This window comes from Rhodococcoides kyotonense, from assembly GCF_001645385.1.
In the GTDB taxonomy this organism is placed as follows: Bacteria; Actinomycetota; Actinomycetes; order Mycobacteriales; family Mycobacteriaceae; genus Rhodococcoides; species Rhodococcoides kyotonensis_B.
In genome coordinates this window covers 290595-308014 of record NZ_LVHI01000001.1, presented here as the reverse complement: position 1 = coordinate 308014, position 17420 = coordinate 290595, and the positions used below count along the sequence as shown (strand labels likewise).

At 64.9% G+C, this 17420-nt stretch carries 13 protein-coding genes and 1 tRNA gene; 6 read left to right on the top strand and 8 right to left on the bottom strand.

From position 1 onward, the window contains the following. Positions 1–65: 65 nt before the first annotated feature. Genes A3K89_RS01455 through A3K89_RS01440 form a run of 4 tightly spaced genes read left to right on the top strand, consistent with a single transcriptional unit; the run spans position 66 to position 4187 of the window. Positions 66–1388 (top strand): ABC transporter permease subunit, encoded by a 1323-nt coding sequence (locus A3K89_RS01455; protein ID WP_371828779.1) that lies wholly within the window; start codon positions 66–68, stop codon positions 1386–1388. A gap of 6 nt (positions 1389–1394) precedes the next feature. Beyond that, positions 1395–2387 carry a branched-chain amino acid ABC transporter permease gene (locus A3K89_RS01450; RefSeq protein WP_068420823.1) on the top strand — a complete coding sequence of 331 codons (993 nt, stop codon included), beginning with the start codon at positions 1395–1397 and terminating at the stop codon, positions 2385–2387. Beyond that, positions 2377–3384: an ABC transporter ATP-binding protein gene (locus A3K89_RS01445; protein ID WP_068420817.1), complete on the top strand. Its 1008-nt coding sequence runs from the start codon at positions 2377–2379 to the stop codon at positions 3382–3384. The genes A3K89_RS01450 and A3K89_RS01445 overlap by 11 nt, the downstream gene beginning before the upstream one ends. Further along, a complete protein-coding gene (locus A3K89_RS01440) occupies positions 3381–4187 on the top strand; it encodes an ABC transporter ATP-binding protein (protein ID WP_068420815.1) in 807 nt (268 codons plus the stop codon). The genes A3K89_RS01445 and A3K89_RS01440 overlap by 4 nt, the downstream gene beginning before the upstream one ends. 262 nt (positions 4188–4449) lie before the next feature. Here the strand turns inward: A3K89_RS01440 and A3K89_RS01435 are convergent, their stop codons facing one another. Beyond that, entirely contained in the window at positions 4450–5790 is a 1341-nt protein-coding gene (locus tag A3K89_RS01435) for an ABC transporter substrate-binding protein (protein WP_068420813.1), read from the bottom strand. 170 nt (positions 5791–5960) lie between these two features. Next, the gene (locus A3K89_RS01430; protein WP_068420811.1) at positions 5961–6578 is read right to left on the bottom strand and encodes an ANTAR domain-containing response regulator; all 618 of its coding nucleotides are present in this window, start codon (positions 6576–6578) and stop codon (positions 5961–5963) included. 158 nt (positions 6579–6736) lie between these two features. Here A3K89_RS01430 and A3K89_RS01425 point away from each other — a divergent pair. Continuing rightward, positions 6737–6813 (top strand) — tRNA-Leu (locus A3K89_RS01425). 181 nt (positions 6814–6994) lie between these two features. Here the strand turns inward: A3K89_RS01425 and A3K89_RS25650 are convergent. Then, positions 6995–7183 carry a hypothetical protein gene (locus A3K89_RS25650; protein WP_157105191.1) on the bottom strand — a complete coding sequence of 63 codons (189 nt, stop codon included), beginning with the start codon at positions 7181–7183 and terminating at the stop codon, positions 6995–6997. 84 nt (positions 7184–7267) lie between these two features. Between A3K89_RS25650 and A3K89_RS01415 the strand changes: the two genes are divergently transcribed. Next, complete coding sequence (locus A3K89_RS01415; protein WP_068420807.1) at positions 7268–7765, top strand: DNA-deoxyinosine glycosylase; 498 nt, start codon at positions 7268–7270, stop codon at positions 7763–7765. A 2-nt stretch (positions 7766–7767) separates the two neighbouring features. Here A3K89_RS01415 and A3K89_RS01410 read toward each other — a convergent pair whose 3' ends face one another. The 5 genes from A3K89_RS01410 to A3K89_RS01390 all read right to left on the bottom strand — a co-directional run bounded on the left by A3K89_RS01410 (position 7768) and on the right by A3K89_RS01390 (position 17376). Continuing rightward, positions 7768–8679, bottom strand: a complete 912-nt coding sequence (locus A3K89_RS01410) for an acyl-CoA thioesterase (RefSeq protein WP_068420805.1) — start codon at positions 8677–8679, stop codon at positions 7768–7770. Next, positions 8680–10098: a pyruvate kinase gene (gene pyk / locus A3K89_RS01405; protein ID WP_084423518.1), complete on the bottom strand. Its 1419-nt coding sequence runs from the start codon at positions 10096–10098 to the stop codon at positions 8680–8682. A gap of 109 nt (positions 10099–10207) precedes the next feature. After that, positions 10208–11710: a glutamate synthase subunit beta gene (locus A3K89_RS01400; protein ID WP_068420802.1), complete on the bottom strand. Its 1503-nt coding sequence runs from the start codon at positions 11708–11710 to the stop codon at positions 10208–10210. Continuing rightward, the gene (gene gltB, locus A3K89_RS01395) at positions 11703–16286 is read right to left on the bottom strand and encodes a glutamate synthase large subunit (RefSeq protein WP_068420800.1); all 4584 of its coding nucleotides are present in this window, start codon (positions 16284–16286) and stop codon (positions 11703–11705) included. Before gltB ends, A3K89_RS01400 begins: the two co-directional genes overlap by 8 nt. Positions 16287–16548: 262 nt before the next feature. Next, positions 16549–17376: a TM2 domain-containing protein gene (locus A3K89_RS01390; RefSeq protein ID WP_068420798.1), complete on the bottom strand. Its 828-nt coding sequence runs from the start codon at positions 17374–17376 to the stop codon at positions 16549–16551. Positions 17377–17420: the final 44 nt, after the last annotated feature.

The window sequence follows — 17420 nt, the reverse complement described above, 5'->3', positions numbered from 1 at the left end:
CAAGCTCCAGTCGGCCGATACTGGCCGGCTCTTACACCGTCCGGAGGACGTGCGTGGCTCCAAGTGTGCGATGGAACCGAAGATCGACTCGACCACGGCGCCACCGCCGACATTCGTCCCGAATACTCGTTCTCTCACTTCTCGCCGCCGTGTTCGCGGTGGCGTTCGGCGGTTCCGCGCTCGCGCAGGAACCGCCTCCTCCTCCGGCGAACGCCGTCGCCGTCAGCGGCAGCCTGAACAACGGCGGGGAGAGACTGGTCGGCGTGGACGTCCGGGCGGTCGACGCGTCGGGCGCCGAGGCGGGCCGCACGACGTCGGAGGACGGCGGTCGCTGGACACTCGAATTGTCGCCCGGCACATACACGTTCGAGGTCGTCGCAGACACGCTGCCCGACGACGTCAGCGTCCAGGGCTCGGTCGAACGCGACGTCCAAGCGGGCCGAGCGAACACCGTCATCTTCTCGTTCGGCGAGGCGCGTACCTCGAACGAGGTCCCGTTCTACGAGAAGTTCATCCGAACGACGGTCGACGGCTTTCGATTCGGCCTCGTGATCGCACTGGCCGCCGTGGGCCTGAGCCTCATCTTCGGGACGACGGGACTGACCAACTTCGCGCACGGCGAGCTGGTCACGCTGGGCGCCGTCGCAGCCTGGGTCTTCAACGTGTCCATGGGTATTCAGCTCATCTGGGCGACGCTTCTGGCGATCGTCGTCGGAATAGCGATCGGGTGGCTGGCCAACTCTGCCATCTGGAGACCACTACGAAAACGTAAGACCGGCTTGATCGCACAGTTGGTGGTGTCCATCGGCCTCGCCATCGCGCTGCGGTATCTGATTCTGATCTTCTTCTCCGACCGTTCGGAGCCCTTCGACGACTATCAGGCGCAGACGCAGAACGAATGGGGGCCGTTCGCGATCACGAACGTGGGCCTCGCTTGCATCGTCATCAGCATCGTCGTCCTCGTCGGTGTCGCAGTGATGTTGCAGCGCACCCGAATCGGCAAGGCAATGCGCGCCGTGGCCGACAATCGCGACCTCGCTGCGTCGTCGGGTATCGACGTCGAACGTGTCGTCACCTTCGTCTGGTGTCTGGGCGGTGGATTGGCCGCCCTCGGCGGTGTCCTGTTCGGGCTGTCGGAACTCGGGGGCCGGGTCCAATGGGAGATGGGCTTCAAACTGCTGCTGCTCATGTTCGCCGGAATCACCCTCGGCGGCTTGGGAACCGCATACGGAGCGCTCCTCGGCTGCGTGATCGTCGGACTGCTCGTTCAGTGGTCGACGATGATCATCAATCCCGATCTCAAGTACATCGGAGGACTGCTCGTCTTGATTCTCATCCTCGTGGTCAGGCCTCAGGGCATCCTCGGTTCGCGGCAAAGGATCGGGTGATACGACATGGATGTTCTCGGAGCACTTCAAGTCTCGCTCGCACAGCTGATCGGGCCGTCGGCAATCTTCTACGCGCTGCTCGCGATCGGACTGAACCTGCACTTCGGCTACGCCGGTCTGCTGAACTTCGGTCAGATCGGATTCGCGTTGCTCGGCGGATACGGCGTCGGCATCATGACGATCACCTATCAGCAGCCGCTGTGGTTGGGAATCCTCGTCGGCCTCGGAGCGGCGGGACTCCTCGCACTCGTGCTCGGCATCCCGACGCTCAGGCTGCGAGCCGACTATCTGGCCATCGTGACGATCGCCGCGTCGGAAATTCTGCGTCTCGTGTTCCGTTCGACGGCAACCGATTCCGTGACGAAGTCGACGAACGGCATCTTCGGCTTCGCCGATCCGTTCACCTCGCTCAGTCCGTTCGACTCCGGTAAGCAGTACTCGTTCCTCGGGGTCAAGTTCTACGGCGACGACCTGTGGGCCATGGTCGTCGGATGGTCGCTCGTCCTGCTGCTGTGCGGGCTGGTGTACCTGCTGACGCACAGCCCGTGGGGCCGCGTCCTCAAAGCCGTGCGCGAGGACGAGGACGCCGCGCGGTCTCTGGGCAAGAACGTCTTCGTCTACAAGATGCAGGCCCTCGTGCTCGGCGGTGTCATCGGCGGCATGGGCGGCGTGTTCAACGCCCTGCAGACCAAGTCCATCAACCCCGACTTCTACTCGACGGCACAGACCTTCTTCGCGTTCGGCGCGTTGATCCTCGGCGGCGCTGCGACGGTCTTCGGCCCGGTGCTCGGCGCGATGCTGTTCTGGTTCCTGCTGTCGATTCCCGACGCTCTACTGCGTCAAGCCATCGCAGGCCCGGATCCGCTGTTGAACCTCACCGAACAACAAGTCGGCGCAACACGTTTCGTGTTGTTGGGCATCCTGATCGCGGTACTGATGGTCTTCCGACCCCAGGGTATCCTCGGCAACAAGCGAGAGGTCCAGATCGATGCCCGATAAGACTGTGCTCAGCAAGGAGCAACGCGCCGCGCTCTTCGCGGGCGTTCCCGGAGTTCCGGGCGCACCGAAACCGGATCCGACGCTCGTCGTCGACGGTGTCTCGCGCACGTTCGGCGGACTCAAGGCCGTCGACGTCGCCCATCTCGAGATCCAACGAGGGTGCATCACCGGGCTCATCGGTCCGAACGGGGCAGGCAAGACGACCTTGTTCAACCTGCTCACCGGGTTCGACCGCCCGGACACGGGAACGTGGTCGATGGACGGGAAGTCCCTCGGCCGCATGCACCCGCATCAGGTCGCACGGCAGGGCGTCGTGCGCACGTTCCAGCTGACCAAGGCGTTGTCGAAGCTGTCCGTTCTCGACAACGTGAAGTTGGGGGCCACCGGCCAGCGCGGTGAGCGAATCCTGAACACTCTCCTGCCCTGGACCTGGAAGGCCCAGGAGAGGGAGATCACCGAGCGTGCGTACGAGTTGCTCAGCCGCTTCAAACTCGACGCCAAAGCCGACGACCTCGCCGGCTCGCTGTCGGGCGGTCAGCGCAAGTTGCTCGAGATGGCGCGCGCACTGATGACCGACCCGGCGGTGGTCATGTTGGACGAGCCGATGGCGGGCGTCAATCCAGCTCTGACACAGAGCTTGTTGAGTCACATCAAGTCCCTACGCGACGACGGCATGACCGTCGTGTTCGTCGAGCACGACATGGACGTCATCCGTGACATCAGCGACTGGGTCGTCGTCATGGCTCAGGGCAGCGTGATCGCCGAATCGACGCCGGAGGAACTGTCCAACAACGGCGCCGTCGTCGACGCCTACCTCGGCAGTCACCACGACCAAGCGCTCGAGTTCGACGAGAACGGTGATCCGGTCGGTGCCACAGCACGTTTGGCCGAAGCACTCGAACAAGCCGAAGCGGAAGAGCTCGAAGCAGGCGGCGACCTGTCCGAACCGGAATTCGTGGCCGACTCCCCCACGGCAACAAAGGAGGACGGGCGATGAGCGAAGCGAACACAGGAAACCTGACACCAGCGGAATTCGCGGCGACGCCGGAAGAACACGCCAGGCTCGCCGAGGGGGCACTGGTCCGCGCCGACAACCTGGTGGCCGGCTACATCCCCGGGGTCAACATCCTGAACGAATGCAATTTCTTTCTTCGTGACGGTGAGATCGTCGGCATCATCGGCCCCAACGGCGCCGGCAAGTCGACACTGCTGAAAACCCTGTTCGGCCTGATCCCCGTCCGTCAGGGATCGGTGAAGCTGCGCGGCGACAACATCACGTCGGCCCAGGCGCACGTCCTGGTCACCAAAGGTGTCGGCTACGTTCCGCAGACGCAGAACGTGTTCCCGTCGCTCACCATCGAAGAGAACCTCGAGATGGGAATCTATCTGCGTCCCAAGAAGTTCGCGGAAAGGTTCGCGTTCGTGAGCGAGCTGTTCCCACTCCTGGGTGAACGCAGGAAGGTCAAGGCAGGCGCACTGTCCGGCGGCGAGAGGCAGATGGTCGCGATGGGCCGTGCGTTGATGATGGAACCGTCGGTCCTTCTGCTCGACGAGCCGTCGGCCGGCCTGTCCCCGATGTTCCAGGACGAGGTGTTCATCCGCTGCAAGAAGATCAACGCGACGGGTGTCTCGATCATCATGGTCGAACAGAACGCCCGCCGATGCCTACAGATCTGCGACCGCGGATACGTGCTCGATCAGGGTCGAAACGCCTACACCGACACCGGAACCAACCTCATGAACGACCCGAAGGTCATCGAGCTGTACCTCGGCACGCTCGCGGGGAGTAAAGAGAAGTAGGTGCGCGTGCTTGGGGGTGACCGAATGTCACCTTCGGTCACTTGGGGCCGGCTCACCGGACCGAGGGCGCCCCTTGGTCACTCAGAGTGAGCGAGGGCGTCATTCGGTCACCCAGGCTCACCGCGCCCCCCGGACCGAGGGCGCCCCTTGCTCACTCAGAGTGAGCGAGGGCGTCATTCGGTCACCCAAGCCCACCGCGGCCGAACACGAACGAGCCCCGACCCGCTGAGCGGATCGGGGCTCGTTCACATCCGGTCGAGCATCACTCCCCGACGACGATGTATCCCTCTGTCGTGAGGGTGTTCTCGGGGCCGAAGACGAGCTTGCCGTAGGACCCGGTGGCGGGCTCACCCGAGTCGCTGAAGTTCAGCGCGCCGGTGATGCCGTCGTAGTCGATGTCCGTTCCGGCCTGGACCAGCGGCAGGCACTGCGCGAAGCTGGTGCACTTCTCGCCGTCCTTGGTGACACTGTTGATGTTGGCCGCGATGTCCGTTCCCGCAGTCGATTTCGCCTGTTCCGCCGCGAGCGCCGAGATGACGACGGCGTCGTAGGACTCACCGGAGTAGTTGAAGTCGACCAGCGCAGGGTTGAGCGCCTTCAGACGGTCCTGGAATTCGGTTCCGACGTCGGTGAGCGGCGTCGTGCCTTTCATCGTGTCCAGCAACGGCGTTGCGACGGCCTCACCCAGTGCGTTACCCATGTTGCCGTCGACACCGTAGACCAGAGTGCCGTCGGACGGGCCGATGCCGACCTCGTGCATACGGGTGATGATCTTCGCCGACTCCTCGAAGCCGATGACCGCAACCGCGTCGGGCGCGAAGTTCTTCACGTCGTCGACCTCGGCGTTGAAGGACTGCGCATTGGGGTCGTAGATGATCTTCTGGATCTGATCCGACGGAATGCCCGCGTCCTGAAGGTTGTCGACGGTGTTCTGCGCGAGACCGGTGCCGTACGGGTCGTTCAGCGCGAGGATGGACACACGCTGAGCGCCGTCCTCGGCGATGAGCTGCGACAACGCCTGTGCCTGTAGGACATCCGTCGGTGCGGTACGGAAGTACTGCCCCTTGTCCGGGTAGCAGACGAACTGGTCGGAGGTGTTGGCCGGCGAGAACTGCACGACGCCTGCGCTGGCGATCTTGTCGATCACCTTGAGCGACACCGACGACGACGCTGCTCCGACGATGACGTCGGCGCCACCGGCGAGTAGGCGGTCGACGGTGACGTTCGCGGTGTCCGTCGTGGTGTCGCCGGAGTCACCGGGGATCAACTGAACCGGCTGACCGAGTACGCCCCCTGCGGCGTTGACGTCGTTGATCGCGAGCTGGACACCGGCGACTTCGGGCGGGCCGAGGAAGGCGAGAGTTCCGGTCTCGGGGAGCAACGTGCCGACGACGAGAGGCGTCGTGACCGGGGTGGCACCGGCGGTGGCCTGTTCCGGTGTGCAATCGGTGGACACCGTCGTCTCCGCGGCTGCCGATCCGCCACCGCTGGCGGAATTGGCACTGTCCTCCGAGCTGGAATCGTCACTCGAAGAACAGCCGAACAGTGCCAATGACGCAGCACTCAGAACCGCAGCTGTGCGGACGTAGGTCCGTTTTGCCATCGGGGGTCTCCTTGATTGCTCATCGATGAAGCGCACGTGAAATATGTGCCTCGTGTGGGATCAGACGCTATCTGCCCGAAGCGATGTGCGATCGGTGAGAAGAAGGCTCGTGACCTGACTGTGACCTCAGCTGCCGAAGATTTACGTGGCCGTAGCGTTCGAGGGCGCTGTCACGCCTCAGCGGGTGGATCGAGCGTCTCGATGATGACCTCGGCAACGGCCTTCATCGTCGTTCGCCTGTCCATGGCCGCGCGCTGAATCCACTTGAACGCCTGCGGCTCTGTCAAGGACTGCGACTCCATGAGCTTGCCCTTCGCACGCTCGATCAGCTTGCGCGTCTCGAGACGTTCCTGCAGATCCGCGATTTCGCTTTCGAGGGACGAGATCTCGGTGTAGCGGCTTGCCGCGAGTTCGACGGCCGGCATCAGATCGGCTTTGGAGAACGGCTTCACGAGGTAGGCCATCGCGCCCGCGTCGCGCGCTTTCTCAACCAACTCGCGCTGACTGAATGCGGTGAGAATCACGACCGGCGCGATGCGCTTCTCCGCGATCTCCGACGCGGCGTCGATGCCGTCACGCCGAGGCATCTTCACATCCATGATCACCAGATCCGGACGGAGTTCGACGGCCAGATCGACGGCCTGCTGCCCGTCGGCGGCCTCTCCGACGACCTCGTAGCCCTCCTCGCGCAGCATCTCCACCAGATCCAGGCGAATCAGCGATTCGTCCTCGGCAACCACGACACGGAGAGCGGGCCTGCCGCCCTCCTGCGTAACAGGAGCATTCATGAGTAACAGTCTCCTTCGACAAGTCATCGACCAGCGCAAACCGTTCGCATGCGTAGGCACGCACGATGCTTCCACCCGGTCGTGAGAGCATTTGAAGGGTACCGGTGGTTGACCCCGTCGGCGCATCTTCTAAAGTAGTGAACCGCAAGACAACGCAGGCCCCCGTATCCCAATTGGCAGAGGAAACGGATTCAAAACCCGTACAGTGTCAGTTCGAGTCTGACCGGGGGCACCACATCTCGAAACGTCAAGACACAAGCGAGATCACGACACCGAGCCTGTGTCGCGCGTCGGCGCACACTCCCCGGTGACACGCCGATCCACAGTCCGCACACCGCCTGCGAACGTGGACCGACTACATCGCTCGGTGGACGCGGTGGAATCACACGCGAACAGTCGCCGCGGTCGCGGCCTGCCTAGATCTCCGGGTCGGCTGACGTCCGGCGCCTCGACTCGATCTCGTTCTCGAACGCCGCGATGAGGCGATCGGCTTCGGCCAGCGCTGCGTCGTCGGCGCCTTCGTCCATCGACTGGTCGCGGCCGCGGCGCAGCACAGCCAGTTCGGCGTCGAGTTCATGGTTGTCGAGTACTCGTGGATCCAACATGGGCTCCATTGTCCGCCCTTCACAGGCGAACTCGCATCCTTTCGTGACGTGTCCCCGACTTTCGTCGTGTGTCACTGTGGAGCGGTGACCACCGTGCACAGTTTCCCGCCGATCATCGATCGTTCCGCGCACACGTTGATCCTGGGCTCGATGCCCGGCGTCGCCTCCCTGACGGCGAATCAGTACTACGCCCATCCGCGAAACGCGTTCTGGCCGATCATGGGCGATCTCTTCGGCGCGGGACCGTCGGTCCCGTACGAGAAACGGACGACGGTGCTGCAGTCCCACGGGATCGCTGTATGGGATGTGTTGAAACTGTGTACGCGTCTCGGCAGTCTCGATTCGGCGATCGAGGAATCGTCCATCGTCGTCAACGACATCGACACGCTGATTCGCGAACATCCGACGATCGAACGCATCTTCTTCAACGGGGCCAAAGCCGAATCCAGCTTCCTCCGGTACGTGACAACCCCGCAGAGTCCGATCGCACTGGTACGGCTGCCGTCGACGAGCCCGGCGCACGCGTCGATGACGTACGAACGCAAGCTCGACGCGTGGAGGGCCGTCGTCGATCGCGGATGAAGCTACTTTCTCGGGAAGTGCCGAATCAGGCCTTCCTGCACGACGGTTGCGAGCAGTACTCCGTCCGTCGAAAAGAAGCGGCCGGTCGCGAGACCGCGCGACCCCGCGGCCACAGGTGATTCCGTGGCGTAGAGGGCCCATTCGTCGAAACGAAACGGACGGTGGAACCAGATGGAATGGTTGACCGTCGCCGCGACGATACGGTCGAGTCCCCACGACAATCCGTGGGTGGTGAGGATCGAATCGAGCACCGTGGTGTCCGACGCGTACCCCATGGTTGCCGCGTGGAAGATCGGATCGTCGGGCAGTTCCCCGTCCGCCTTCATCCAGACGCGATTGTGCGTGAGCTTCTCCCCCGTGGTCTGCAGAATCCAGGCGGGGTCGTTGGCGTAGCGCATGTCGATGGGCTTGAGCGCGTCGACGAACATCTGCAGTCGATCCTCGTACCCGACGAAGTGATCACCCAACGGCGGCAACGTGTCCGGGTACGGCACCTCGGGCAACTCGACGCTGTGCTCGAGCCCCTTGCCGAAATCCTGGAACGCCGCGAGCATCACGAAGATCTCGTCGCCGTCCTGCAGCGCGGTGACTTGACGGTTCGCAAAGGCGCGCCCGTCGCGGTGACGCTCGACGCGATACTCGATCGGCTTCTTGACGTCACCGCCACGAATGAAGTGCGCATTGATGGCGTGCACGTCACGTGACGTGCCGGACACCGTGCGCCCGGCAGCGATCAGTGCCTGAGACACCATCTGTCCGCCGAAGGTCCGGCTGCCCACTTGGCGAGGATGAACCCCCCGGAACGTGTCCTCGCCGGTCTCCTCGAGCTCGAGCAACTCGAGGAGCGTCTGTAGATCCGTCTTGCCCTCGGTCGACGCTGCGGCTGCAGCGCCGGTTCCCCCCGCATCGGTCACTTACCGGTCCTCTTCTCCAATTCGGTGCACGTGGATCAAGTTGGTCGAGCCTACTGTGCCGGGAGGAGCTCCGGCTACGATCACGACCTGGTCGCCCTTGTTGTATCGACCCAGCTCCAGGAGCGCCTTGTCGACCTCGATCACCATCGCGTCCGTCGTCGCGACCTCAGGGACCAGGAAGGTCTCGGTGCCCCAGCTCAGTGCGAGCTGTGACCGAACCTCGGGGATCGAGGTGAACGCGAGCAGCGGAAGGGACGTGTGCAGACGCGCGAGACGACGCACGGTGTCACCGGACTGCGTGAAGGCGACCAGAGCTTTCGCGTCGAGACGCTCGCCGATGTCGCGTGCAGCGTAGGAGATGACACCACGCTTGGTACGCGGCACATGGGTCAGCGGCGGAACCGGCTCGCCCTCGCTCTCGACGGTCTCGACGATCCGAGCCATCGTGCGGACGGTCTCCATGACGTACTTACCGACGGAGGTCTCACCGGACAGCATCACGGCGTCGGTGCCGTCGAGCACGGCGTTCGCGACGTCCGACGCCTCCGCGCGGGTGGGGCGCGAATTCTCGATCATCGACTCGAGCATCTGCGTCGCGACGATGACGGGCTTTGCGTTGGCACGCGCGATCTGGATGGCGCGCTTCTGCACCAGCGGAACCTGCTCGAGCGGCAGCTCGACGCCGAGATCGCCACGCGCGACCATGATTGCGTCGAACGCGAGCACGATGGCTTCGAGGTTGTCGATGGCCTCCGGCTTCTCCAACTTCGCGATGACCGGAACTCGTCGGCCGACGCGGTCCATGACCGCGTGCACCAGTTCGACGTCGGCGGGCGACCGAACGAAGGACAGTGCGATGAAGTCGACTCCGAGCTGCAGTGCGAACTCGAGATCGGCGATGTCCTTCTCGGACAGCGCCGGTACCGACACGTTCATACCGGGCAGCGAGACACCCTTGTTGTTGCTGACGGGTCCGCCCTCGGTGACGCGGCACAGCACGTCGTTGCCCTCGACGCCGGTGACGACGAGTCCGACCTTGCCGTCGTCGACCAGCAGCCGGTCGCCTTCCTTGGCGTCCTGAGCGAGTTCCTTGTAGGTCGTCGACACGCGGTCGTGGGTGCCTTCGCACTCTTCGACGGTGATGCGCACCAATTCGCCGTTGGCCCACGTGGTCTTGCCTTCGGCGAAACGGCCGAGGCGGATCTTCGGTCCCTGCAGATCGGCGAGGATGCCGACGGCTTTGCCCGTGGCATTCGAAGCGGCACGGACTCTTTCGTAGTTTGCCTGATGATCCGGGTGATCGCCGTGGCTGAAATTCAGTCGGGCGACATCCATTCCACTCTCGACGAGTTCACGGATTCGATCACTGGTAGCGGTGGCGGGTCCAAGGGTGCAAACGATCTTCGTACGTCGGCTCACGAACACGAGCCTAGACTGTGGCTCCTGCCTTCTCCATGGCAGAGGGGTCCGACGCGATTCTACCCGTCGGTAACATCGCGTCGGACCTGTTCAGAACACCTGGATCAATTCAGACCACGGCCAGCGGCAAAGCAGTCGGGTGCACCGGAGACGGCAGATCCGACCGGCCCGTCAGGTATGCGTCGACGCCATGTGCCGCCGACCGGCCTTCCGCGATGGCCCATACGACCAACGACGCTCCTCGGTGCGCGTCGCCGCACACGAAGACACCGGGCGCCGTCGTCTGCCAGTCCGGGCCACACGACAGCGCGCCGCGACGGGTCAGGGTCAGTCCGTAGTCGTCGAGCAGCGGCCCGTGCTCGACGCCCTCGAACCCGATGGCGAACAGCGCGAGGTCGCACGGCAACTCGACCTCCTCGCCGATCGGGGTGATGACGCGTCGGCCGTCCGCATCGCGCTGGACTTCGACCTCGGCGAGCACCATGGCGCGTACGTGACCGTTCTCGTCGCCCAGGAAACGCTGCACGGCAACCTGGTGCCGTACGACGCCACCCTCGGCGTGAGCCGGCGACGTCCGGAGAACCAGCGGCCACGACGGCCACGGCGAGCGCTCGTCGCGGATCTCGGGAAGCGCCTGGTTGTAATCCAACTGGGTCACCGACGCAGCACCCTGCCGGTGCGCGGTACCGAGACAGTCGGCCCCGGTGTCACCGCCGCCGATGATGACGACGTGCTTGTCCTTCGCGGAGATCGATGTAGGGCCGTCGCCCTCGCATTCCTTGTTGGCCGGCACGAGATGCTCCATGGCCAAGTGGATTCCGGCCAGAGAGCGTCCCTCGACCTCGGTGTTGTCCCGAGCGCGCAGCGCTCCGACCGCCAGCACGACCGCGTCGAACTTCTCCCGCAACTGCTCGACGGTGAAGTCGACACCGACTTCGCAGTCCGTGACGAAATGCGTTCCCTCGGCACGCATCTGCATCAGTCGCTGGTCCAGCACGGATTTCTCCAGCTTGAATTCGGGGATGCCGTAGCGCAGCAGACCGCCGAGACGGTCGTCGCGTTCGTAGACGGTCACGTCGTGGCCGGCGCGCGTGAGTTGCTGCGCTGCAGCAAGTCCCGCCGGACCGGAACCGACGACGGCGACACGCTTTCCCGTGTTGATCGTCGGAGGCTGGGGCACGACCGAGCCTGCGTCCCACGCGAGATCGGCGATGGTCTGCTCGACACGCTTGATCGTCACGCTACCGCCGGTGTCGCTCTCGGCGATCGACAGCACGCACGCCGCCTCGCAGGGCGCGGGGCAGACGCGTCCGGTGAACTCGGGGAAGTTGTTCGTCGCGTGCAGTCGGTCGCTCGCAGCGTCCCACCGGTCCCGTCGCACGAGATCGTTCCACTCCGGAATCAGGTTGCCCAGCGGACAGCCCGCAGTTCCCGAGTGACAGAACGGAATACCGCAATCCATGCAGCGACGAGCCTGGTCCGACACCTCTGCGGCGCGCTCGGACGCGGGCTGGTGCGAGTAGACCTCGTTCCAGTCCTTGACGCGTTCGGTGATCGGCCGCTTGGCGGCTTCCTGCTTGACGACGTTGAGGAATCCTCTGGGATCAGCCACGTGCTGCCTCCATGATTGCTGAGTCGACGTCGCGCCCCTCGGCGCGCGCCATCCTCGTCGCCTCCAGCACACGCTGGTAGTCGACGGGCATGATCTTCGTGAACAGTGCGGACCGCCGAGGCCAGTCCGCGAGGAGCGAGGCCGCGACGGTGGATCCGGTCCACTTCAGGTGGTTCTCCACCGTCTCGCGCAGCCACGCGAAGTCGTCGGGATCGGGAGTTTGCAACGTCACCATGTCCATGTTGACGTCGCTCGCATCCAGGCCGAGGACGAAGGCGATACCGCCCGACATTCCGGCGGCCATGTTTCGCCCGGTCGGGCCGAGGACGACGACGCGTCCTCCGGTCATGTACTCGAACGCGTGGTCTCCGACGCCCTCGTTGACGGCCGTCGCACCCGAGTTGCGCACCGCGAACCGTTCGCCGACGCGGCCGCGCAGGAACACCTCACCCGACGTCGCGCCGTAGAGAAGTGTGTTGCCTGCGATGACGTTGTCCTCCGGGACGAAGGAGACGTCTTCGGCGGGACGCACGACGACGCGGCCGCCGGACAGTCCCTTGCCGACGTAGTCGTTCGCGTCGCCGATCAGATCGATCGTGACACCTGCGGGCAGGAAGGCGCCGAGCGACTGCCCGGCCGAACCGGTCAGCTGCACTCGAATGGTGTCGTCCGGCAGACCCCGTCCACCGAACCGGCGGGTGACCTCGGAGCCGAGAAGTGTTCCGACCGTGCGGTTCACGTTGCGTACCGGTAGTTCGAGCGTGACCGGGTGAGCATCCTCGAGCGCACCCTCGGCGAGCTGAACGAGCGTGCGGTCGAGGGCGAAGTCCAGACCGTGATCCTGGCCGCGCAACCGTCGCCGCTGCGTCAGCGGAGCTCCGTGCTGGTCGGTCGGCATTGCGAAGATCGGCGACAGGTCGAGTCCCTGGCTCTTCCAGTGCGCGATGCCTGCAGACGTCTCGAGCGCATCCGCGTGTCCGACGGCCTCGTCGATGCTGCGGAAGCCCAACTTCGCCAGGTACTGCCTGACATCTTCCGCAACGAAACGGAAGAAGTCCTCGAGAAACTCGGGCTTGCCGTTGAAACGCTTGCGCAGGTCAGGGTTCTGCGTCGCGACGCCGACCGGGCAGGTGTCGAGGTGACAGACCCGCATCATGATGCAGCCGGACACGATCAACGGCGCAGTCGAGAAACCGAACTCCTCGGCACCGAGAAGCGCCGCCACGATGACGTCGCGCCCCGTCCGCAGACCGCCGTCGCACTGCACGGTGATGCGGTCACGAAGTCCGTTGAGCACCAACGTCTGCTGCGCGTCGGCGAGACCGATCTCCCACGGCGCACCAGCGTGCTTGAGCGAGGTCAGCGGCGCAGCGCCGGTACCGCCGTCGTAACCCGAGATCAGGACGACGTCGGCATGCGCCTTGCTGACACCCGTCGCGACCGTGCCGACCCCGACCGAGCTGACGAGCTTGACGTGAACGCGCGCATTCTCGTTCGCGTTCTTCAGATCGTGGATCAGCTGAGCGAGGTCCTCGATCGAGTAGATGTCGTGGTGCGGGGGCGGCGAGATCAGCCCGACGCCCGGCGTCGAGTGCCGCGTCTTGGCCACCCACGGGTAGACCTTGTAGCCCGGAAGCTGGCCTCCCTCACCCGGTTTCGCACCCTGCGCCATCTTGATCTGAATGTCCGACGCGTTCACGAGGTAATCGCTCGTGACACCGAAACGTCCGCTGGCCACCTGCTTGACGGCGCTGCGACGCGTCGGATCGTACAACCGGTCGGTGTCCTCGCCGCCCTCTCCCGAGTTGGAGCGTCCGCCGAGATTGTTCATCGCGACTGCCATCGCCTCGTGCGCCTCGGCCGAGATGGATCCGTAGCTCATCGCACCCGTGTTGAACCGGGTCACGATGGACTCGACCGGCTCGACCTCGTCCAGCGGAACAGGAGGGCGAATGCCTTCCTTCAACTCGAACAGCCCGCGCAGCGCGCCGCCCTCACGTGCCAGACGATCGACCTCGTCGCTGTACTTCTGGAAGACGTCGAAGCGTCCGGTACGCGTCGCGTGCTGCAGCAGGAACACCGTCTCGGGCGTGAACAGGTGCAGTTCGCCCTCGCGACGGAACTGGTACTCGCCGCCGATCTCGAGACGACGGTGCACGCGGTCGGTCGGATTCTCCGGATACGCGCGGCGGTGCCGCAGCTTGACCTCTTCGGCCAGCACGTCGAGGCCCACACCACCGAGCTTGCTGACGGTGCCCTTGAAGTACTCGCGCACCACGTCCTTGTCGAGGCCGATGGCCTCGAAAACCTGTGCGCCCGTATAGGATCCGACGGTCGAGATGCCCATCTTGGACATCACCTTCAGCACGCCCTTGCCGAGTCCGTACAGATAGTTGCGCACCGCCACGGACGATTCGACGCCCGTCAGTTCGCCTTCGCCGACGAGGTCCTCGATGGACTCCATGGCGAGGTACGGGTTGACCGCCGCGGCGCCGTAGCCGATGAGCAGCGCGAGATGGTGTACTTCGCGGGCGTCGCCGGACTCGACGACGAGTGCGACCTTGGTGCGCTCCTTCGTGCGGACGAGGTGATGGTGCACCGCCGCGGTCGCGAGCAGGGACGGAATCGGCGCATGCGTGTGGTCCGAATCGCGGTCGGAGATGATCAGCGTGCGGAACCCGGCTGCGATGGCCTTGCTCGCGCGGCGTCGCAGACTCTCGATGGCTTCGGCCAGTCCCTCTCCCCCGCGTTCCACCTCGTACAGCCCGCGCAGCACGGTGGCAGCGAGGCCGGGGTGATCCCCGTCGTGGTTGATGTGGATGATCTTGTTGAGCTCGTCGTTGTCGAGAACCGGCCACGGCAACACGATCTGGCGGCACGACGCGGCCGTCGGCTCCAGCAAGTTCTGCTCCGGGCCCATGACGCGGGACAGCGACGTGACGATCTCTTCACGAATCGAGTCGAGCGGGGGGTTGGTGACCTGCGCGAACAGTTCGACGAAGTAGTCGTACAGCAACCGGGACCGCTGCGACATGACGGCGGCGGGAGTGTCGGTTCCCATGGAGCCCAACGGTTCTCCGCCCGACGCGGCCATCGGCGACAGAACGACCCGCAGGTCTTCCTCGGTGTAGCCGAACGCGATCTGACGGCGCACGACCGACTCGTGGTTGTACTGGATGTGGGCGCGCTCCGGCAGACTCTTGATCTCGAGCAGTCCCGCGTGCAGCCATTCCTGATACGGGTGCTCGCCCGCGAGCTGCTGCTTGATCTCGGCGTCGGGCACGATGCGACCCGCCGCGGTGTCGACGAGGAACATCTTGCCCGGTTCGAGGCGACCCTTCGCGACGACCTCGGACTGCGGAACCTCGAGGACACCCGCCTCACTGGCGAGGATGATGCGTCCGTCGACCGTCTGCCACCATCGTCCGGGGCGCAGACCGTTGCGATCGAGCACGGCACCGACGTAGGAACCGTCGGTGAACGTGACGCAGGCGGGGCCGTCCCACGGCTCCATGATCGACGCGTGGAACTGGTAGAACGCGCGCACGTCGGGGTCCATGTCGCGGTGGTTCTCCCACGGCTCGGGCAGCATCATCATGACGACGTGCGGCACGCTGCGGCCACCGAGATGCAGGAGTTCGAGCACCTCGTCGAGGGACACGGAGTCCGAACCATCGGGGTTGCAGATGGGATACAGACGTTCGAGGTCGCCAGGGATGATGGCGCTGCTCAGCATCGCCTCACGTGCCCGCATGCGGTTGCGGTTGCCCATGACGGTGTTGATCTCACCGTTGTGCGCGACGTAGCGGTGCGGGTGAGCAAGAGGCCACGACGGGAACGTGTTGGTCGAGAATCGGCTGTGCACGATCGCAATCGCGCTCTTGCACAACGGGTTCCGAAGGTCGGGGAAGAACATGGGCAGCTGCATCGTGGTGAGCATGCCCTTGTAAACGATGGTCCGGCTGGACAGCGACGGAAAGAACAGTCCGGTACCGGCCGCGGCGATCTCCGGCGTGACGCGCTCCGCGCGCTTACGCACTGCGTAGACCTGACGGTCGAGCTCGAGGCCGCCGAGCCGAACGCCGTCGACCTCAGGCGCTGCCATGAACAGATAGGACATGTGCGGCATGCAGCCGAGCGCTGTCAGACCGATGTCCGCGCCGTCGGGATCGACCTGAACTTCGCGCCACCCGAGTACGTCGAGACCCTCTTCGTGGGCGATCGCCTCGACGCGCGCCACGGCGTCGGCGCGTTCGCGAATGCCCTGCGGCAGGAAGCAGATTCCGGCGGCGTACGTGTTGGTGCCGTCCGCCAGCGCTTCGGGCAGCGGGAAGTCGACCAGAGACTCGAGGAGTTCGACGGGAAGCTGCAACAGGATGCCCGCGCCGTCACCGCTGTTGGGTTCCGCACCGGCCGCGCCTCGATGTTCGAGGTTCTCGAGCGCCAGAACTCCATCGGCGACGATGCTGTGCGACCGACGTCCGGCCACGTCGGCGATCATGGCGACGCCGCACGAGTCCTTCTCCTGGGCAGGGTCGTACAGACCTTGCTCTGCCGGCAACTGTGAGAACAGCATTCTCGTCTCCTCCACCTGTGCCAGGGAGACACCGTGAAAATGCTGTGCGCCGCATCGGCGGCGTTCTTTCCTCGGCGACTCCGCCAGCGAATGAGCTCTGGTGACAACGATACGGGTCACGCGAGAGCTCGCTCGTGCTGAAATTCGGGGTCTACCGGGACAACTCTGGCCCGCGAAGGGGTCCGGCCGGGGCCGAACGAAACGAGCCTACCAGTAGCCCTTGACAGCTCGACAATTCCAGGGCTACCGGTCTCGACCGACGCTAATCGCGCAGTGGCCGACCGTGCTGGTCGCGGACACTGCCGGTGAGCATCATGATGCCGTCGATCAACGGCCAGATGCCACCGATGCCACAGGTCAACCAGGTGACGGCGATCTGCGCGATCGCGATCCCCGGCTGATTGAGATAGAACCGACCGGCACCGAAAGCGCCGAGCAGGATTTCGAGAAGCCCGGCCGTCACCTTGGACTTGTCCGACAGCGGCTCACCCGTCATCGGGTGACGCCCGAACGGTGCCGACGGATCGACGCCGTAGCCACCCTGGAACCCGCCGTACGGCTGTGGCGCGTAGCCCTGGGGTCCGTACCCGGGAGGGGGCGGCGGCGCGTATCCCGCGTCGGGAGTCGGCTGCGCGAACTGCTGGTAGCCGGGGTCCGGCGGCCCGTACACCGGTCCCCCGTGGTTCGGGTCACCGTAGTTGGGCGCGCCGTACGTGGGAGCACCGTACGGCTGAGTTCCGTAGTCGGTTCCGTACGCGTTCGGGTCGTACGACGGTGTCGCCGAGGGCTTGTCGAGATTCACACCCGGCGCGTCGGGCTCACTCGGCGGCGGGTAGCTCGGGCTTGCTCCCCATCCGGGACCGTTGCCGACGCCGGAGTGAACATCCCATCCCGGACCCGACCCGGAGCCCGACCCCGTCGCACCGGTGACCGGCCCGATCTCCGACGTGGCGGGCGGCTCCGACAACGATGCTTCCGCGGTCGCGTCGTAGTCGAACGGTGCACCGAACTCCGGTGGAGTGGACGGACGTTCCGCGTCGCTGCGGGATCCGCTCGTCGTCTCGTCTCGGTTCTTCTCGGGCTCGGTCACCGTGCGCTCCTCGTTCAGGTCGGCAGCTGATGCGGAGAGTCTGC